Annotated in this window: 17 protein-coding genes and 1 pseudogene; 9 read left to right on the top strand and 9 right to left on the bottom strand. The window is 72.4% G+C overall.

Features of this window, described 5'->3' with window-relative positions:
- Positions 1–3: 3 nt before the first annotated feature.
- Positions 4–1,065 (bottom strand): serine hydrolase domain-containing protein, encoded by a 1,062-nt coding sequence (locus tag ACQEVU_RS13945; RefSeq protein ID WP_433323395.1) that lies wholly within the window; start codon positions 1,063–1,065, stop codon positions 4–6.
- A gap of 42 nt (positions 1,066–1,107) precedes the next feature.
- Between ACQEVU_RS13945 and ACQEVU_RS13950 the strand changes: the two genes are divergently transcribed.
- The 4 genes from ACQEVU_RS13950 to ACQEVU_RS13965 all read left to right on the top strand — a co-directional run bounded on the left by ACQEVU_RS13950 (position 1,108) and on the right by ACQEVU_RS13965 (position 4,737).
- The gene (locus ACQEVU_RS13950; protein WP_433323397.1) at positions 1,108–1,842 is read left to right on the top strand and encodes a GntR family transcriptional regulator; all 735 of its coding nucleotides are present in this window, start codon (positions 1,108–1,110) and stop codon (positions 1,840–1,842) included.
- Between the two features lie 36 nt (positions 1,843–1,878).
- Complete coding sequence (locus tag ACQEVU_RS13955) at positions 1,879–2,991, top strand: TIGR03364 family FAD-dependent oxidoreductase (RefSeq protein ID WP_433323399.1); 1,113 nt, start codon at positions 1,879–1,881, stop codon at positions 2,989–2,991.
- A 177-nt stretch (positions 2,992–3,168) separates the two neighbouring features.
- The gene (locus tag ACQEVU_RS13960; RefSeq protein ID WP_433334920.1) at positions 3,169–3,888 is read left to right on the top strand and encodes a phosphonatase-like hydrolase; all 720 of its coding nucleotides are present in this window, start codon (positions 3,169–3,171) and stop codon (positions 3,886–3,888) included.
- Positions 3,889–4,413: 525 nt separating this feature from the next.
- Positions 4,414–4,737: an L-rhamnose mutarotase gene (locus tag ACQEVU_RS13965; protein ID WP_433323401.1), complete on the top strand. Its 324-nt coding sequence runs from the start codon at positions 4,414–4,416 to the stop codon at positions 4,735–4,737.
- Positions 4,738–4,802: 65 nt separating this feature from the next.
- On the opposite strand, the pseudogene ACQEVU_RS13970 reads toward ACQEVU_RS13965, so the two are convergent.
- The 3 genes and pseudogenes from ACQEVU_RS13970 to ACQEVU_RS13980 form a co-directional block, all read right to left on the bottom strand.
- Positions 4,803–4,943 (bottom strand): annotated as a pseudogene (locus ACQEVU_RS13970) (hypothetical protein); the annotation flags it as partial.
- A gap of 34 nt (positions 4,944–4,977) precedes the next feature.
- The gene (locus tag ACQEVU_RS13975) at positions 4,978–6,399 is read right to left on the bottom strand and encodes an aminotransferase class I/II-fold pyridoxal phosphate-dependent enzyme (protein WP_433323403.1); all 1,422 of its coding nucleotides are present in this window, start codon (positions 6,397–6,399) and stop codon (positions 4,978–4,980) included.
- Complete coding sequence (locus ACQEVU_RS13980) at positions 6,389–7,516, bottom strand: M20 family metallopeptidase (RefSeq protein WP_433323405.1); 1,128 nt, start codon at positions 7,514–7,516, stop codon at positions 6,389–6,391. The genes ACQEVU_RS13975 and ACQEVU_RS13980 overlap by 11 nt, the downstream gene beginning before the upstream one ends.
- A gap of 185 nt (positions 7,517–7,701) precedes the next feature.
- On the opposite strand from ACQEVU_RS13980, the gene ACQEVU_RS13985 reads away from it, so the two are divergent.
- Complete coding sequence (locus tag ACQEVU_RS13985; RefSeq protein WP_433323407.1) at positions 7,702–8,526, top strand: class I SAM-dependent methyltransferase; 825 nt, start codon at positions 7,702–7,704, stop codon at positions 8,524–8,526.
- A 286-nt stretch (positions 8,527–8,812) separates the two neighbouring features.
- Here ACQEVU_RS13985 and ACQEVU_RS13990 read toward each other — a convergent pair whose 3' ends face one another.
- Positions 8,813–9,280 (bottom strand): MarR family winged helix-turn-helix transcriptional regulator, encoded by a 468-nt coding sequence (locus tag ACQEVU_RS13990; protein ID WP_433323409.1) that lies wholly within the window; start codon positions 9,278–9,280, stop codon positions 8,813–8,815.
- A gap of 76 nt (positions 9,281–9,356) precedes the next feature.
- On the opposite strand from ACQEVU_RS13990, the gene ACQEVU_RS13995 reads away from it, so the two are divergent.
- Entirely contained in the window at positions 9,357–10,679 is a 1,323-nt protein-coding gene (locus ACQEVU_RS13995; protein WP_433323411.1) for an FAD-dependent oxidoreductase, read from the top strand.
- 60 nt (positions 10,680–10,739) lie between these two features.
- Here the strand turns inward: ACQEVU_RS13995 and ACQEVU_RS14000 are convergent, their stop codons facing one another.
- Positions 10,740–11,168 carry a MarR family winged helix-turn-helix transcriptional regulator gene (locus ACQEVU_RS14000; protein ID WP_433334922.1) on the bottom strand — a complete coding sequence of 143 codons (429 nt, stop codon included), beginning with the start codon at positions 11,166–11,168 and terminating at the stop codon, positions 10,740–10,742.
- A gap of 125 nt (positions 11,169–11,293) precedes the next feature.
- Here ACQEVU_RS14000 and ACQEVU_RS14005 point away from each other — a divergent pair, with 125 nt between their 5' ends.
- Positions 11,294–11,476, top strand: a complete 183-nt coding sequence (locus tag ACQEVU_RS14005; protein ID WP_433323413.1) for a hypothetical protein — start codon at positions 11,294–11,296, stop codon at positions 11,474–11,476.
- A gap of 366 nt (positions 11,477–11,842) precedes the next feature.
- Here ACQEVU_RS14005 and ACQEVU_RS14010 read toward each other — a convergent pair whose 3' ends face one another.
- A complete protein-coding gene (locus tag ACQEVU_RS14010; RefSeq protein WP_433323415.1) occupies positions 11,843–12,418 on the bottom strand; it encodes a hypothetical protein in 576 nt (191 codons plus the stop codon).
- 296 nt (positions 12,419–12,714) lie between these two features.
- Positions 12,715–13,281: a MarR family winged helix-turn-helix transcriptional regulator gene (locus tag ACQEVU_RS14015; protein WP_433323417.1), complete on the bottom strand. Its 567-nt coding sequence runs from the start codon at positions 13,279–13,281 to the stop codon at positions 12,715–12,717.
- Positions 13,282–13,348: 67 nt separating this feature from the next.
- Between ACQEVU_RS14015 and ACQEVU_RS14020 the strand changes: the two genes are divergently transcribed.
- Together ACQEVU_RS14020 and ACQEVU_RS14025 are read left to right on the top strand one after the other, a co-directional pair.
- A complete protein-coding gene (locus tag ACQEVU_RS14020) occupies positions 13,349–14,116 on the top strand; it encodes an SDR family NAD(P)-dependent oxidoreductase (RefSeq protein ID WP_433323419.1) in 768 nt (255 codons plus the stop codon).
- 418 nt (positions 14,117–14,534) lie between these two features.
- The gene (locus ACQEVU_RS14025) at positions 14,535–15,233 is read left to right on the top strand and encodes a hypothetical protein (RefSeq protein ID WP_433323421.1); all 699 of its coding nucleotides are present in this window, start codon (positions 14,535–14,537) and stop codon (positions 15,231–15,233) included.
- Positions 15,234–15,724: 491 nt separating this feature from the next.
- Here ACQEVU_RS14025 and ACQEVU_RS14030 read toward each other — a convergent pair whose 3' ends face one another.
- Entirely contained in the window at positions 15,725–16,390 is a 666-nt protein-coding gene (locus ACQEVU_RS14030; protein WP_433323423.1) for an NUDIX hydrolase, read from the bottom strand.
- Between the last annotated feature and the right edge of the window lie 63 nt (positions 16,391–16,453).

Below are 16,453 nucleotides of genomic sequence, written 5' to 3' on the forward strand. Positions count from 1 at the left end.
GTCCTACAGGCAGGCCTCGACCGCGTCGTAGAGGGCGTTGCTGCGATCATGATCGGCCAGGTGCCGAGTGACGTACGCCATCCGGTAGCCGCCCGGCTCGTCGAGGAAGCCGCCGGCCGATGACCCGCCGATGCCGCCCATGCCGACCCAGCCCTCGTCCCGGCGCCACCCGAGGGTCCAGGTCGCGTCCTCCTCGAGCAGCCGGTCGAAGCCCTCGGCCTGCGGGGCCAGGGCCTCGGCGAGCAGGCCGGCCGGCAGCAGCGAGGGCAGCGCCTGGTACAGCCCGGCGAGCCCGCGCGCGGTCGCGTGCCCGTTCACGGCCGCCAGCTCGCCCGAGCGCCACGCCGGGCCGTTGAGCACCGCCGGGTCCAGCAGGCCGGCCGGGTTGCCCAGGGCCCGCGCCCACAGCTCGCCGTGCCCGTGCACCGCCTGCTGCGGCCAGTCGGCCGCGCCGTGCTCGACCTCCGCGCACCGCTGGATGTCCGCAGTGGACAGTCCGAAGTGGACGTCATGGCCGAGGCCGCGGACCACCTCGCCGACGGTCTCGCCCGTTGCGCCGCGCAGGATCGCGCCGAGGATGTTGCCGTACGTCAGGGCGTGCTCGCCCACCCCGGTCCCCGGCTCCCACTCCAGCGGGCTCGCGAACACCGCCGCCGTGCACCGCTCCCAGTCGAGGGCCTCGGCGGGGGTGAGCGGCTCGGCGATCGCCGGCAGCCCCAGCTGATGGGCGAGCGCGTGCCGGACCGTGCCGGTCGGGTGCGCGAACGCCGGCCAGTACCGCGCGACCGGCTCGTCCAGCCCGATCCGCCCGTCGGCGACGCGGGTCAGCACGGCCAGGGCGACGACCGGCTTGCTGACGGAGAAGACCGTGGCGAGGGTGTCGGCGCGCCACGGCCGGGTGCGGGCGGCGTCGGCCCAGCCGCCCCAGAGGTCCACGACGAGCTCGCCGCCCGCGTACGCCGCAACGGACGCCCCGGTCTCGGCGCCGGACTCGAGGAGCCGGCGGAAGGTCTCGGCGACGGGCTCGAACCCGCTCGCCACGCTGCCGCGCATGACGTCGTCCACGGTTGGGCAACCTACCGGCTTTTCATGCGGTACAACATCGAAATGCATAGCGCGGTCGACTCCGGCGTGCCCTCGCACGGGCGCATCCCCAAGCACTACGCGGTGAAGGCGCAGCTGCTGAGCCTGCTCGCCGAGCTCGGGGTGGGCGCGCTGCTGCCGGCCGAACGCGAGCTGGCCGCCCGCTACGGCGTCGCGCGCTCCACGGTGCGCCTGGCGATCCAGGAGCTCACGGTCGAGGGGCGGCTCAACGCGTTCCGGGGCCGGGGCACGTTCGTCGCGCCGCCGAAGCTGATCCAGCCGCTGGGCCTGGTGTCGTACACCGAGGCGGTCCGCGAGCAGGGCCGCCGCCCCGGCCGGCGGGTGGTGACGGTGGAGACCCGCCCACCGGGCGCGACGCTCGCCGCGGACCTGCGCATCGATCCCGAGACGCACGTGTGGCACCTGGAGCGGGTCCTGCTCGCCGACGACGAGCCGCTGGGGCTGGAGAGCACGTACCTGCCGCTGGCCCGCTTCCCGGACCTGATGGACGGCTTCGACCCGACGACGTCGCTGTACCGCCACATGGCCTCGCGCTACGGCCTCGTGTACACCGAGGCCCGCGAGCGGATCGAGACCATCCTGGCCACGCCGCGCGACGCCCACCTGCTCGGGACCAACCCGTCGACGCCGATGCTGCTCATCCAGCGCCTCTCCGCCGACCAGCGCGGCGAGCCGATCGAGTGGGTCCGCTCGCTGTACCGCGGCGACCGCATTGGCTTCGAGACGGTGCTCCGGTAGATTAAAGGTTCGAACCTTTAATCATTTGGGGTGTACGTGAGGATCGTGATCGTCGGCGGCGGGGTGCTCGGCACCATGCACGCCTGGCATGCCGTGCGGCGCGGCCACGAGGTCGTCCACCTCGAGCGCGAGGCCGAGGCCCGCGGCGCCTCGGTGCGCAACTTCGGCCTGGTCTGGGTGTCGGGCCGCTCGCCGGGCCCCGAGCTGGCCACCGCGCTGCGCGCCCGGCGCCTGTGGGAGCAGATCGGGGCGGAGGTCCCCGGCGTCGGCTTCCGCGGCAACGGCTCGATGACGCTGATCCGCACCGCGGGGGAGTGGGCGGTCGCCGAGGCCGCCGTGGCCGACCCCGCCGTGGCCGCCGAGCGCGGCTGGCGCCTGCTGGACGCACCGGCCGTCCGCGCGGTGAACCCGGCGCTGCGCGGCGACTTCCTCGGCGGCCTGCACTGCGCCGCCGACGGCGCCGTCGAGCCGCGCGTCGCCCTGCCGGCCCTGCGCGCCTGCCTGGAGCCGACCGGCCGCTACACCTGGCTCCCCGGCCGCGAGGTCCGCGACGCCGCCCCGGGCGCGGTCCGCGACGACACGGGCGCCGTGCACGCCGCCGACCAGGTGGTCCTGGCCACGGGCGCGGCGCTCGGCGGCCTGGTGCGCGAGCTGGCCGGCCCGCTGCCGATCCGCCGCGTGTGGCTGCAGATGGCCCAGACCGCGCCGCTGGGCGAGCCGCTGACCACGTCGGTCGCGGACGCCGACAGCTTCCGGTACTACCCGGCGTACGACTCGGCGCCCCTGGCCGAATCGCAGCCGCAGCCCCCCGTCGCCGCCGAGCACAAGATGCAGCTGCTCATGGTCCAGCGCCTCGACGGCGGCCTGACCATCGGCGACACCCACGCCTACGCCGAGCCGTTCCCGTTCGACGAGGTCGAGCCCCCGTACGACCACCTGACCGAGGTTGCGTCCTCCCTGCTGGGCCGCCCGCTGCCGCGCATCGAGCGCCGCTGGAACGGTGTGTACGCCCAGTGCCTGGACCCCGCGGCCGTCGCCTACCGCGCGATCGTCGCCGAGGGCGTCTGCCTGGTGACGGGCCCGGGCGGCCGCGGCATGACCTGTTCGCCTGCCATCGCCGAGCGGACCGCCGAGGAGCTGTCGTGGTAGGTCTCGTAGTCCTGGACATGGCCGGCACCACCGTGCAGGACGGCGCGGCATGACCTGTTCCCCTGCCATCGCCGAACGGATCGCCGAGGAGCTGTCGTGGTAGATCTCGTAGTGCTGGACATGGCCGGCACCACCGTGCAGGACGGCGGCGTGGTGACGGGCCCGGGCGGCCGTGGCATGACCTGTTCCCCTGCCATCGCCGAGCGGACCGCCCGAGGAGCTGTCGTGGTAGATCTCGTAGTCCTGGACATGGCCGGCACCACCGTGCAGGACGGCGGCCTGGTCGAGCGCGCCTTCACCGCCGCGATCGCCGAGCAGGGCGTGCACCCGGGCGACCCGGCGTACGACGCCATGCTCGCCCACGTCCGCGCCACCATGGGCGAGTCGAAGATCAGCGTCTTCCGCCACCTGCTCTCCGGCGACGAACCCGCCGCCCAGGCCGGCAACGCCGCTTTCGAGCGCGCGTACGCCGCGCTCGTCGACGACGGCCACTGCGCCCCGATCCCCGGCGCCGCCGACGTCATCGAGCAACTCCGGACGGCCGGCATCAAGGTGGCCCTGACCACCGGCTTCTCCCGCCACACGGCCGACCGCATCCTGGCCGCCCTGGGCTGGAAGGACATCGCGGACCTGACGCTGGTCCCGGCGGAGGCCGGCCGCGGCCGCCCGTTTCCCGACCTGGTCCTGACCGCGGTGCTGCGCCTGGAGATCGACGACGTCCGCGAGGTGGCCACGGCCGGCGACACGACGTACGACGTGCTGTGCGGCCTCCGCGCCGGCGCCCGCTTCGCGGCCGGCGTCCTGACCGGCGCCCACGACGAGCCGGCTCTTCGCGCCGCCGGCGCAACGCACGTGCTGCAGTCAATCCGCGACCTGCCCGCGGCCCTGCTCGCGTAACAGCCCTCGCACTTCCGCGTCGCTCGCGCGGGATGCGACTCCGTTGTTTGTCAGTGCGCACTGACTTACTTCCGCGGCACTCGCACCTTTCCGCGGCACTCGCGCTTTCCGCGGCACTCGCGCGGGATGCGACTCCGTTGTTTGTCAGTGCGCACTGACTTACCTCCGCGGCACTCGCGCTTCTGCGGCACTCGCGCTTCTGCGGCACTCGCGCTTCTGCGGCACTCGCGCTTCTGCGGCACTCGCGCTTCCGCGGCGCTCGCGGGGTCTGGTTCGGTTGTTTGTCAGTGTGGACTGACTTACTCGGCTGCACTCGCGCTTCGGCGGCGCTCGCGGGGTCCGGCTTGGTTGTTTGTCAGTGTGGACTGACTTACCTCCGCGGCACTCGCGCTTCGGCGGCGCTCGCGCGTGGTGCGGCTCGGTTGTTTGTCAGTGTGGACTGACTTACTTTCGTGGCGGTCGTCGGCCGCAACTGAGTGGCGACCGTGGTGGCTTCCGCGGCGTTGATCGTTCATGCTCGGCGACATGCGTCGATTTGGAGCCGTCATCGGCCTGCGCCCCGAGCATCGCGAAACGTATCTGCGGCTGCACAGTGAGGTGTGGCCGGCGGTCGAGGCTCGCCTCACCGCCAGCCACTTCACCAACTACACGATCTTCCACCGCGGTGAGTGGCTGTTCGCGTACTACGAGTACACCGGCGACGACTACGCCGCCGACGCGGCCGCGATCGCTGCGGACCCCGTCACGCAGGAGTGGTGGAAGCTCACCGATCCGTGCCAGCTGCGGCTCGACGGAACGCCCGACGGTGAGCAGTGGGCGCCGATGACCGAAGTCTGGCATCTTCCGTAGCGCACGCCGGTGAGTTCGCGCGCCACCCGATGGGCGGCCTCGCTCTCATGACGGCCCGGTCGGGTTCAGCTACTTGTGACTCGCAGAGTGCCGAGTGACGGGTCGGCCGCGTAGGCGATTCTGATGCCGGCGAGCCGGGCCTGGTTGAGGGCTGCCAGCGCCTCGGCCGTGATCTGCTCGCCGGGCGCGAGGACGGGGATGCCGGGCGGATACGGCGCGACGAGCTCGGCGCAGACCCGTTCAGCTACTTGTGACTCGCAGAGTGCCGAGTGACGGGTCGGCCGCGTAGGCGATTCTGACGCCGGCGAGCCGGGCCTGGTTGAGGGCCGCCAGCGCCTCGGCCGTGATCTGCTCGCCGGGCGCGAGGACGGGGATGCCGGGCGGATACGGCGCGACGAGCTCGGCGCAGACCCGTCCGACGGCCTGGTCGACCGGCAGCGTCTTGGCGTCGGCGAAGAAGGCCTGTCGTGGCGGCATCGACGCGACCGGCTCGACCTGGTACACCGCCGGGCCGATGACCGGGCGCGGTGCGCCGCGGTGCCGCTGCACCGAGTCAGCCAGGGCCGCGGTCAGGCGGGCGAGGGAGTCCGGGGTGTCGGCGAGTGAGACGACGGCGACGAGGACGTCGCGGTCGGCGGACTCGACCGGCAGCCCGGCGGCCAGGAGGTCCTGCTCGACGAGGTTGCCGTCGGCGCCGGTTCCGAACAGCAGCAGCGTCAGTTTCAGCGGGTCGACCGCGGGACCGTCGAGGACGGTGAGGCCGTCGACGTCGCGGAGCCGGGCACGAGCCCGGCGGGTGGCTTCGATGGCGTCGCCGAGCAGGGCGGCGCCGTCGCGTTCGAGCAGCGCGCGGGCGGCGTCGGTGCTGGCGAGAATGGCGCCCGCCGGGCTGGTGGTCGCGGTCGCCTCGATACCGGCGTCGAGGCGCGCCGCGTCGACGCGGTCGGTGCGGGCCAGCACGAGCGCCGCCTGGCTCCAGGCGGGGAGCGTCTTGTGGGCGCTGGTCACCATGACGTCGGCGCCGAGCTGGAGCGGGTGGCGTGGCAGCGCGGGATGGAAGCCGAAGTGGGCGGCCCACGCGGCGTCGACCACCAGCGGTACGCCGAACTCGTGCGCCGCGTCGGCCAGGCCGGCGATGTCGCCGACGGTGCCGACGTACGACGGGTCGCCCACGAACACCGCCCGCGCGTCGGGATTCGCGGTCAAGGCGCGCCGTACGGTCGCCGGTGCGACGCCCAGTGGGAGGCCGGTGACGGGGTCGACCTCGGGGCGTACCCAGACGGGAGTCAGGCCGGCCAGCACCAGCCCGAGCAGCAGCGAACGGTGCAGGGTGCGACTCACGATGACCCGGTCGCCGTCGCCCGCGACGGCCAGGGCGACGGCCTGGTTGGCGTGGGTCGCGCCGCCGGTGGAGAAGCGGCAGAAGTCCGCGCCCCACAGCCGCGCCGCGCGGGCCTCGGCCTCGGCGAGCACGCCGCTGCTGAGCTTCATGGTGTCGAGGCCGGCGTACAGCGGGACGTCGCCGGCGACCACATCGCCGACGAGGTCGCTGCGCTGCTTGTGGCCCGGGATGGTGAACGGCGTCGGAGGGCTCTCACCGAAGCGCAGCCAGGCATCCAGCAGCGGCGCGTCGCCGCGCAGCCCGCGCGGGTCAGTCGGCATCGGGGCTCCAGCCGGACAGGACCGTGATCAGTGCGGAGGTGAGGGCGCGGACCTGGCGCACGTCGACCCACTCGTCGACCGCGTGCAACCCGCCGCCGGACGGACCGCACACCAGGGTGGGGCAGAGCTGCTGCCACAGGGGCGCCTCCATCCAGTACGGCGCGTCGAAGGTCGGTCCGGTGCCGAGCTCATCTCCGAGGCGGCGGGAAAGCCCGGCGGCCGGCCCGGTGTCATCGAGCCGCCAGCCGTCGCGATGGGCGACGAGCTCGGCGGTGGCGTACCACTCCGGCTTGAGCATTGAGCGCACCTCCTCGAGAGCCGCCGCGCTCGAGCGGCCCGCCGTCGTGCGCAGCTCGACCAGGCACTCGGCGTGGTCGGGTACCACGAACGGCGACTGCCCGCCGCGCGCGACCGTCGCCATCAGGTCGCCGCCGCCGGCGCGGACGGCCGCGGCTCGTTCGTCGACCGCGTGCAGCAACCTTCCCAGGTGGGTGACGGCGTTGACGCCGAGGTCCGCCTGCGAGCTGTGCGCGGCGCGGCCGGTGAAGCTCACCCGCACGACGGCGAATCCGCGCAGCGACCTGGTCAGCGCGAGGTCGGTCGGCTCCGCGATCAGGCAGGCGTCGGGCCGGACCCCGAGCCCGGGGAGCGCGTCGATCACGGCCTCGCTGCCCAGGCTCGCGTCCTCCTCGTCGGCCACCAGCGCGAGTACCGGGCGAACCGGCGCCTTCGCCGCCACCAGGTGCTCCGCGGCGGCAACGATCGCGGCCACGCCGCCCTTCATGTCCGCGGCGCCGCGACCGAAGAGCCGGTCCCCGTCGAGCCGAGGCGCGAACGGCTCCGGCATCCCGGCCACACCCACGGTGTCGAGGTGGCCGTTCAGCACGAGGGTCGGCCACTCGGCCGGTCCCGGGGGTACCGCTATCAGGCTGGGGCGATTGGCATGGCCGGGCGCCGGCACGACCGTGGTGACGAAGCCCGAACCGTGCAGCCGCGAGCGGAGGTGCTCGACGATCCCCGCCTCGCCCGCGGCACCCGGGACGAGGCCCGGGTTGACGCTGTCGATGCGGACGAGGTCGGACAGCAGTGCCAGCGCCTCGGCCTCCACGTTTCGCATGGCCCGAGCCTAGACAGAGGTGAAGCTCGGGTCACCAGGCAGTGTCGCCCGTCCACAGTGGACGGCCGAGCCGCTCTGTGTGCCAAGGGAATCGGGCGTTCGGCCGATCGGGCAGGCCCATGCGGTACTGGATAAATATTGATCTTTGTGCTATGATGTCCGAATAGTCGGCCTAGCGTTGCCGCGTGACCGACACCGCAATCAGCCGCTCGGCGTTGATGGCCGCCGCCGCACGCGCGGCCCACCTCATTGTCGACAGCGCACCGTACGTGTTCGAGGACCGCCTGGCCGCCCCGCTGCTCGGCGACGCGGCGGACGAGCTGATCGACTACCATCGGCAACACGGCGATCACCCGGTGCTGTCCGGTGCCCGGGCCCAGGTGCTGTGCCGCAGCCGATACACCGAGGACACGCTGCACCGATCCGGTTTTTCCCAATATGTACTGCTGGGTGCCGGCCTGGACAGCTACGCGTACCGGGCCACGGCCGGCGTGCGCGTCTTCGAGGTGGACCGGGCCGCCACCCAGGACTACAAGCGTGCCGCCGTGAGTAAGGCGGGCGCGACCTCGAACGCGCCCGAGTACGTCGCCGTCGACTTCGAACGCGACGACCTCCTGTCCCGCCTGGCGGCCCACGGCTTCGACCCGCAACGCCCCGCGGTCGTCAGCTGGCTCGGCGTGACCATGTACCTGACGCGGGAGGCGGTTGAGCGCACGGTGAGCGAGGTGGCACGCCTGGCTCCCGGCAGTCTCCTGGTGCTCGACCACATGCTGCCCGAGCCCGACCGGGACGCGGCGGCGCAGGGTTATGTCGCGGCGGTCGGCGCGATGACCGCCGCGAACGGCGAGCCCTGGCTGTCGTTCTTCTCGCCCGCGGACCTGGCGGCCCTGCTCGACGCGCACGGCCTGACCGCCGAGCACGCGAGCCAGCACGAGATCCTCGGCGCGCGTACCGACGCGTTGCGGCCGTCGAACCTGACCTGGATGACGCGCGCCACCGTGCGGCCGTAGGCGCCGCCCGCTCGCGAACCGGTTCGTGGCGAACGCGTTCGTCGGCGGGCCTGGAACCGGTTCGTGACGAACGCGTTCGCGGGCCGGCCTGGAACCGGTTCGTGACGAACCGCGTTCGCCCGGCCGGCCTGGAACCGGTTCGTGACGAACGTGTTCGCCGGCCGACTCGAACCGGTTCGTGGCGAACGTGTTCGTCGGCCGGTCTGGAACTGGTTCGTGACGAACGCGTTCGTGGCGTCCAGCGCACGCGTCCTCGCTGACGCCCCCTGTAGTGAATCTGGTGCGGCTAGGAGTCGGCCAGTTGCTGTGCGTGGTCGAGGTGCTGGCGGGTGGCGAGCTCGAGGAGCTCGATCATCCCCGCCAGTACCGTGTCGTCGTAGCGCTGCAGCAGGGCGGCCCCCTCGCGTACGACCGGGCCGTAGATCTCGGCGGCGGCCTGCTCGGCCATCGGGGTCGGGCGGACGGTGACCCGGCGGCGGTCGTTCGAGTCGCGCTCTCGCGTTACGTAGCCGGCTCGCTCCAGACGGTCGATCGCCGTCGTCACGCCGCCCGTGGTCATGCCCGCGGCGGCGGCCAGCTCGCCCGGTGACAGGGGCGTCGCGGCCGACTCGAACAGCAGGTCCAGGCAGCGCAGGTCGGTTCGGTTCAGGCCCAAACGATCGGCCGCGCGCTGGTCGAGCACGTCAACCGCGCGCTGGTACGCCTGCATCGCCCGGCCGAACTCGCCGATCAGCCGCCGCTCCCCGGAATCCACACTTGCGATGCTACCGGATCACTCGTACTCTTAGTAACTAGAAAATCTAGCGACTAGAACTGCGAGGTAACTACTGGTGAAGGTCATCATCATCGGGGCGGGTACCGGCGGCATGTGTCTCGCGCACGGGCTGCGGCGGGCCGGGGTGGACGTGGTGGTGTACGAGCGCGACCGCAACCGCACCGATGGGCTGCACGGATACCGGGTCGGCATCGATCCGCACGGATCGCGAGCGCTGAAGGCCTGCCTGCCGCCCGAGTTGTACCGCACGTTCGTCGCCACCTGCGCCAAGGCGCCCGAGCGGTTCGCGTTCCTGGACGAGCGCCTCAACCGGACGTTGACGATCACGCTGCGTGAGCCGACCGACGACGTCAACGACGAGAAGTCGGTGAGCCGGATGACGCTGCGTCAGGTCCTGTTCACCGGCATGGAGGACGTGCTGCGGTTCGGCAAGACCTTCATCCGGTACCAGCACGAGTCCGACGGCCGCGTCACCGCCCACTTCGCCGACGGCACGAGCGACACCGCGGACCTGCTGGTCGGAGCCGACGGCGTCAACTCGCCGGTTCGTCGGCAGCGGCTGCCGCACGCTCGGCTCGAGGATGCCGGGATCGTCGCGGTCGCCGCGAAGGTACCGATGACGCCGGAAAGCACTTCCCTCATGCCGGCCGGGCTCTTTCCGGGCATCGGGCTGATCCTGGCGCCGCGCGGCATGGCCTGCATCCTGCACTGGATGGAGTTCCCGTGGGGCGAGACGGGCCGCCCGAAGGACGGGATCGGGGGCAACGACGCCGAGCTGATCGGCAACTGGCCCGGCCTGCTGTTCGACAACACGCGCGACTACCTGAACTGGGGACTCTCGGCCGCGACGGACAAGTGGCCGGCCGACATCATGCAGCGCAGCGGCGCCGACCTCGTCGACCTCGTGACACGGATGACGCCCCGGTGGGACCCGCGGCTGCACCGGCTGTTTGCGCTGACCGATCCGGGCACATGCTTCCCGATCAACATCCGGACCTCGGTTCGTGTCGATCCGTGGCCGAGCGACAACGTCACGCTACTGGGCGACGCCATCCACGCCATGACGCCGGGCCAGGGCGTCGGCGCCAACACTGCGTTGCGGGACGCGCACAACCTGTTGCGTGAGCTCACGAGCGGCAGGCCGCTGGTCGATGCGGTGCGTGACTATGAGCGGGAGATGATCGAGTACGGGTTCGCCGCCGTGGAGGCGTCCAAGCGCCAGGCCGGCGGGGACCAGCTGGTGCACCGGCCGGTGATCGGCCGCGTAGCCCTGGCCGGCCAGCGCGCCTTCCTGCGGGCGACGGACCGGATTCCCGCGTTGCGCCGGCGCTTCGAGGCCGAGCTGTACGAGTCGCGGGGTACCGACAACGCCGCGTAGCTCAGCTTGTCATGCCTGGGTTACGGCTTTGGCGTACAGCCGCGGCTTATGGCTTTTGGGCTAGCTTGTCGTGATCTCGATGACCCTCGTGAGCGCGGCGTGCAGCTGCAGCAGTTCCTCGACGGGCATGCCCAGGCGTTCGACCACGGCGGGCGGGATGCGCTCGGCGTCGGCTCGCAGCGCGCGGCCCGATTCGGTCAGCGTGACTTCGAGCACGCGCTCGTCGTGCGGGGCGCGGCGGCGGTGGATGAGGCCGCCGGATTCCAGGCGCTTGAGCAGCGGGGACAGCGTGCCGGGGTCCAGCTGTAACAGTCTGCTGAGGTCCTTCACCGACAGCGGGGCGTGCTGCCACAGCGCGAGCATGACGAGGTACTGCGGGTGTGTGAGCCCCATCGGCTCCAGTAGTGGACGGTAGAGCGCAATCACGTTGCGTGACGCGACCGCGAGCGCGAAGCAGACCTGGTGCTCCAGGGCCAGCGGGTCGGGGATCTTGGTGACGGGTTCTGCGTCGTCGATCACGTGGCTCGGCCCCTTCCGAACATGTTCGTCGGATGTCACACTACAGGTACACAAATAATTGGTACACCAATGATTGGCGCACGAAGGGGTGGCATATGTTCGCGTTCAAGCGCTCGGCGCGGCCGAAGAAGGATCGCGTAGGGAACTTCCTGTTTCGGATCTTCGGCCCGGCCACCGTCGAGGGCGCGATACAGGGGTGGAGCCCTGAGGCACGGGAGCAGTACAAGCGGATGCGGCAGAACCATCGCCGCGCAGCCGAGGAGCAGTCGGAGGCCTGATTCGGCCCCGGTTCGCGTCACTTTGCCCTGCGGTCCGCACGGATCCCTCGGCGCTCCTTCGCGTCCGAACGGTTAATGCGCCGCTGCTTCGCGTCCGAACGGTTCGCGGGCGCTGCCATGCGTGCGGGGCGGGGCTGTGCTGCGTGTGCGGTGCGGGTCGTGCGGCGCTGCTTCGCGTCCGAACGGTTCGCGAGCGCTGCCATGCGTGCGGGGCGGGTCGGGGCTGTGCTGCGTGTGCGGTGCGGGTCGTGCGGCGTTGCTTTGTGTCGAGCGGGGCGCTGTCTCGCGTCTGACCGTTCGTGTGACGCTGGTTCGTATCCGCACGGGTCGTGGGGCGCTGCCTCGCGTCCGAGCGGTCGGGCGGAACTACTTCAAGCGGCGGCGGCTGGCTTCCTGCAGCAGCGCGAGTCGGGTGGCGCCGGTGGCGACGACGGCGAGGGAGGTCCGCCAGACCAGTACGCCGAACTCGACCGTCGTGGTGTGCCCGGCACCGAACCGACCGGCGACGCCGTCGAGGCCCGGGATGCTCACGATCAGCGTCGCGATCGCGGCCGCCGCCATCGTCGGCGCGATCCAGACCGAGCGCGGCCGTTCGAAGGCCGCCCATGCGGTGCCGACGAGGAACACCGTCGCGGTGATGATGGCCATCGCCATGACGACGGGGATCGGGCGGTGGCCGTCGAGGTGACTGGCGCCGTGCAGCGCCCACCCGCTCCACTCCTCGCCGCCGTGCTGAAGCAGCGTCGCGGTCCCGCCGACGTCGGTGGCCACGGTCACGGTGTTTTCCTGACGAGCCCACGGCAGCGCGAGCGCGAGCAGTGCCGCGAGCGCACCGACGAGGGCCACGACCCGGCTGCCGAACCCGGCCGGTGTCGGACCGGGCGGCGTCGGGGGCGCGATGGCGTCGGGCTGACCGACGGTGGCCTCCTGCGGTGAGCTCATGCCCGTAGACCGTAGTCGGACCGACCCGGCGCCGTCACTCGCCCGGAGGCTTGGAGTGGCCCCCGTACGTCGATCCCGGTCTTCATTTACGCGACTCTTACCGGCGTGGCCATACTGGTCGGCGCCGGCCAGTGCCGCCGCGCCGGGCAGGCTCAGCCGCGGCTGCTCGACGGGTGCGCGCGGGCCGCGGTGCGTCGATCAGTCGGTGCCCGTCTGGGTGGATTCGGATCGTGCCGCATCGGCCTCGCCGGGATGACCGGTAGCGCCCGCCGAGGCTGCGGGCTGCGGTGCGTCGATCAGTCGGTGCCCGTCTGGGTGGACTCGGATCGTGCCGCATCGGCCTCGCCGGGATGACCGGTAGCGCCCGCCGAGGCCGATGGTTTTCGGCGGCCGCCGGCCTGGCGGTAGCCCGGATGGACGCCCGGCGTGAGGCCCTGCTGATCGGCGACGCGTTGCAGTAATTCCTTGAGCTGGACGCGTTCCTCAGGATCGAGCGCGGCGAGCAGGTCGTCGTCGTGTGCGGTGGCGATCGATCGCATGTCAATCATGGTCCGTTCCCCGTCGACGGTCAGATATAGCTCGTGATGCCGGCGGTCGGTGGTGCCGGGCCGCCGCTCGACGAGTCCCTTGTGGCCGAGGCTGTCGATGAGCACGACGACGCGGCTCGGCACCACGCCCAGCTCGACGGCGACCGCCTGCTGGCTGCGCCCGGGCTGCCTGGAGATCATTCGCAGCAATCCGACCTCGGCCGGGGAGAGGCCGATCTGCTGCACCCGATTCGCGAACCGCTCGGATGCGTGTGCGCCCACCTGGGCGAGTAGGAAAGCCGCTCCCCGTGGCCCGGGTTGCCCGCCGTGCGTCATGGAGCTATCGTACACCACGACGAACCATTCATACGATGAATCATTCAGTCGGAGAAGGGATGCTTCGATGGGGTACACCAGCCATCCCGACCTGGGCGGCAAAGTCGCTCTCGTCACCGGCGGATCCCGTGGGATCGGCGCCGCGACGTGCCGGGCGCTCGCCGAAAACGGGGCACGCGTGGCCGTCAACGGGCGGGACGCGTCCGCCGTCGACGCCCTGGTCGCCGAGATCACCGCGGCCGGCGGCACCGCGCTGGCCACGCCGGGCGACGCCACCGACGCCGACACCGTGCACCGCATCCGTGAAGAGGTGGAGCGGGCGCTCGGCCCGATCGACGTGCTCGCGCCGTTCGTCGGCGGGCAGGGGCGCCCGACGCCCACCCACGAGCTCGGCGCCGCGCAGTGGCGCGCCACCATCGAGGCCGACCTGACCTCGGTGTTCCTGGCGGTGAGTGAGGTGCTGCCCGGGATGATCGAGCGCCGCGCCGGCGTGATCGTCACGATGTCCTCGACGGCGGGCCGCATGCCGGGCCTGGCCAGCGCCGCCTACGCCGCGGCGAAGGCGGGTGTCGTCATGTTCAGCAAGCACCTGGCGAACGAGGTCGCGCCGCACGGCATCCGGGTCAACTGCCTGGCCCCGTCGGCGGTGCTCAACAGCCGCATGCGCCAGCACATGACCGACGAGCAGCTCGCCGACCTGGCTGCCCGGTTTCCGCTCGGGCGCATCGGCCGGCCTGAGGATGTCGCGGAGGCCGTGCTGTACCTGGCCTCCGGCTCGTCCTCCTGGATCACCGGCGCCACGCTCGACCTGACCGGCGGTCGGGTGATCGTGTGACCGCGCAACGGATCGCCGCGTCGCCTCGCCGCAGCCTCGCCGCATCGGCCCGCCAGCGTTTCGGCGCAGCCGCGAACGCACCCGCCGCTGGCGCAGCCGCGAACGCACCCGCCGCTGGCGCAGCCGCGAACGCACCCGCCGCTGGCGCAGCCGCGAACGCACCCGCCGCTGGCGCAGCCGCGAACGCACCCGCCGCCGGCGCGGCCGTGAAAGCTCCTGCCGTTGGCGCGGCCGGCCGGGGTTTCAAGGCGGCCGTGAAGGCACCTGTCGTTGGCGCGGCCGGCCGGGGTTTCGGCGCGGCTGTGAACGCCGCTGTCGTTGGCGCGGCCTGCCTGGGTTTCGGCGCGGCCGTGAAGGCACCAGTAGTTGGCGCGGCCCGCCGGGGCGCGCGCCTGATCGTCCGGGGAGGACTGATCGTATGACCACGCAAGCCGTTGCCCCGCGCCGTCGCCAGGCGCAGGGTGGTCCGCACCTCGGGGTGCTGGGGATCGTCTTCGCCGCGCTCTTCCTCGTCGGGCTCGTGCTCGCCACGATCGTGGCCGGCGGCAAGCCCTACCCGTCGCCGTTCGGGGACGCGGCGGACATCATCGCCTACTTCCGGGATCACCAGCGGGCCGTGCAGATCAGCGGCGCGTTCCAGTTCGGCGCCGCCATCCCGCTGGCCATCTACTCGGCGACCGTCAGTGCGCGCCTGCACCAGCTCGGCATCCGCGCGCCGGGCGCGACGATCGCCCTGGCCGGCGGGCTGCTCGCGTCGGCGTTCCTGGCGCTGTCGGGGCTGATCGGCTGGGTGCTGTCCCGGCCCGAGGTCCTCGACGAGCCGGCCCTGATCCGGGCGCTGCAGCTGCTCAACTTCGCCGCAGGTGGGGTCGCGCACGTGGTGCCGCTGGGGCTGCTGCTGGCGGGTATTGCCGTGCCGGGGTTGCTGGCCCGGCTGCTGCCGTCGTGGCTCGCCTGGGCCGGGCTGGTGATTGCCGGGATCGCGGAGCTCTCCACGTTGACGTTGCTGGCGGAGCCCGCGGCGTACCTGCTGCCGGTCGCCCGGTTCACCGCCCTTGCCTGGCTGATTGCGGTGGGGTTCCTGCTGCCGCGCCAGCGAGCGCGAGCCGACGCCTAGCCGAGTGGCCGGACCTCGCCGCGAGTCCGCCTCGGAGCTGGACGCGGACGTAAGCCGGGTGCGGGGGGTGAGCCAGGTGCGGGGTGCTGGCGTGAGCGGGGTGCGGGGGTGAGCGGTCCGACGGCGCTACGTGCGGCCGGCAGGCCCGGGGGCGCCGTGCGCTGAGGGCGGTGCAACGGTGCTGCGCGCGGCCGGCAGGCCCGCGGGCGCCGTGTTCCGAGGGTGTCCGACGGCGCTACGTGCAGCCGGCAGGCCCGCGGGCGCCGTGCGCTGAGGGCGGTGCAACGGTGCTGCGCGCGGCCGGCAGGCCCGCGGGCGCCGTGTTCCGAGGGTGTCCGACGGCGCTGCGTGCGGCCGGCAGGGCCACGGGTGCCGTGCTCTGAGGGCGTTGCAACGGTGCTGTGCGCGGCCGGCAGCGCCGCGGGTGGCGGTCCAACGGCGCAACGTGTAGCCGGCCGGCCCGTGGGCGCCGTACGCCGCGGGTGTGGTGGTCACGGGGTTGCGCGCAGCAGTGGAGGGTGCAGGAACGTCGCCGGGCCGCGCTTGAAGAGCTGGGCGGGGCGGCCCCGCTCGCCGGCCGTCGAGTGGCCCGTCGGGGTGACGAAGCCGGGCGTCGACGTGGCCTTGCGGTGGAAGTTGCGGGGGTCCAGCGGGGCCGACCACACCGCCTCGTACACGCCGCGCAGGTCGGCGATCGTGAACTCCGGTGGGCAGAAGGCCGTCGCGAGTGGGGAGTACTCCAGCTTCGCGCGGGCGCGTTCCACGCCGTCGGACAGGATGGCGGCGTGGTCGAAGGCCAGCGAGGGGAGGTCCGACACCGGCAGCCACACGGCGTCGGCGGCGTCGGTGCCGGCGGTCGGCGTGGGTGCGTCCGGGAGCAGGGCCAGGTACGCGACCGTCACCACCCGGCCGCGCGGGTCGCGGGCGGGGTGGCCGTACGTGCCGAGCTGCTCCAGGTGGCCCACGCCCGTCAACCCGGTCTCCTCCGACAGCTCGCGGGCGGCGGCCTCGGCCAGGTCCTCGTCGGGCAGGACGAAGCCGCCGGGCAAGGCGAACGCGCCCTCGAACGGCGGGATGGCGCGCCTGATGAGCAGCGCGCACAGGGCGGCGCGGCGGATCGTCAGGATCACCAGGTCGACGGTCACCATGAATGTCATGTACTTATCACCACATTGACGAGAAAGGAGCCACGACTATATCGTCTAGGTGACGATAACGGA

It is taken from the genome of Dactylosporangium sp. CA-139066, from assembly GCF_050936175.1.
Classification (GTDB): domain Bacteria; phylum Actinomycetota; class Actinomycetes; order Mycobacteriales; family Micromonosporaceae; genus Dactylosporangium.

Coding starts and splice junctions, on each gene's coding strand:
- ACQEVU_RS14010 (WP_433323415.1), bottom strand. CDS start 12,418: ATGAGCTCACCGCAGGAGGCCACCGTCGGTCAGCCCGACGCCATCGCG.
- ACQEVU_RS14005 (WP_433323413.1), top strand. CDS start 11,294: ATGTTCGCGTTCAAGCGCTCGGCGCGGCCGAAGAAGGATCGCGTAGGG.
- ACQEVU_RS14015 (WP_433323417.1), bottom strand. CDS start 13,281: ATGACGCACGGCGGGCAACCCGGGCCACGGGGAGCGGCTTTCCTACTC.
- ACQEVU_RS13965 (WP_433323401.1), top strand. CDS start 4,414: ATGCGTCGATTTGGAGCCGTCATCGGCCTGCGCCCCGAGCATCGCGAA.
- ACQEVU_RS14030 (WP_433323423.1), bottom strand. CDS start 16,390: ATGACATTCATGGTGACCGTCGACCTGGTGATCCTGACGATCCGCCGC.
- ACQEVU_RS13975 (WP_433323403.1), bottom strand. CDS start 6,399: ATGCCGACTGACCCGCGCGGGCTGCGCGGCGACGCGCCGCTGCTGGAT.
- ACQEVU_RS14025 (WP_433323421.1), top strand. CDS start 14,535: ATGACCACGCAAGCCGTTGCCCCGCGCCGTCGCCAGGCGCAGGGTGGT.
- ACQEVU_RS14020 (WP_433323419.1), top strand. CDS start 13,349: ATGGGGTACACCAGCCATCCCGACCTGGGCGGCAAAGTCGCTCTCGTC.
- ACQEVU_RS13950 (WP_433323397.1), top strand. CDS start 1,108: ATGCATAGCGCGGTCGACTCCGGCGTGCCCTCGCACGGGCGCATCCCC.
- ACQEVU_RS13960 (WP_433334920.1), top strand. CDS start 3,169: ATGACCTGTTCCCCTGCCATCGCCGAGCGGACCGCCCGAGGAGCTGTC.
- ACQEVU_RS13980 (WP_433323405.1), bottom strand. CDS start 7,516: ATGCGAAACGTGGAGGCCGAGGCGCTGGCACTGCTGTCCGACCTCGTC.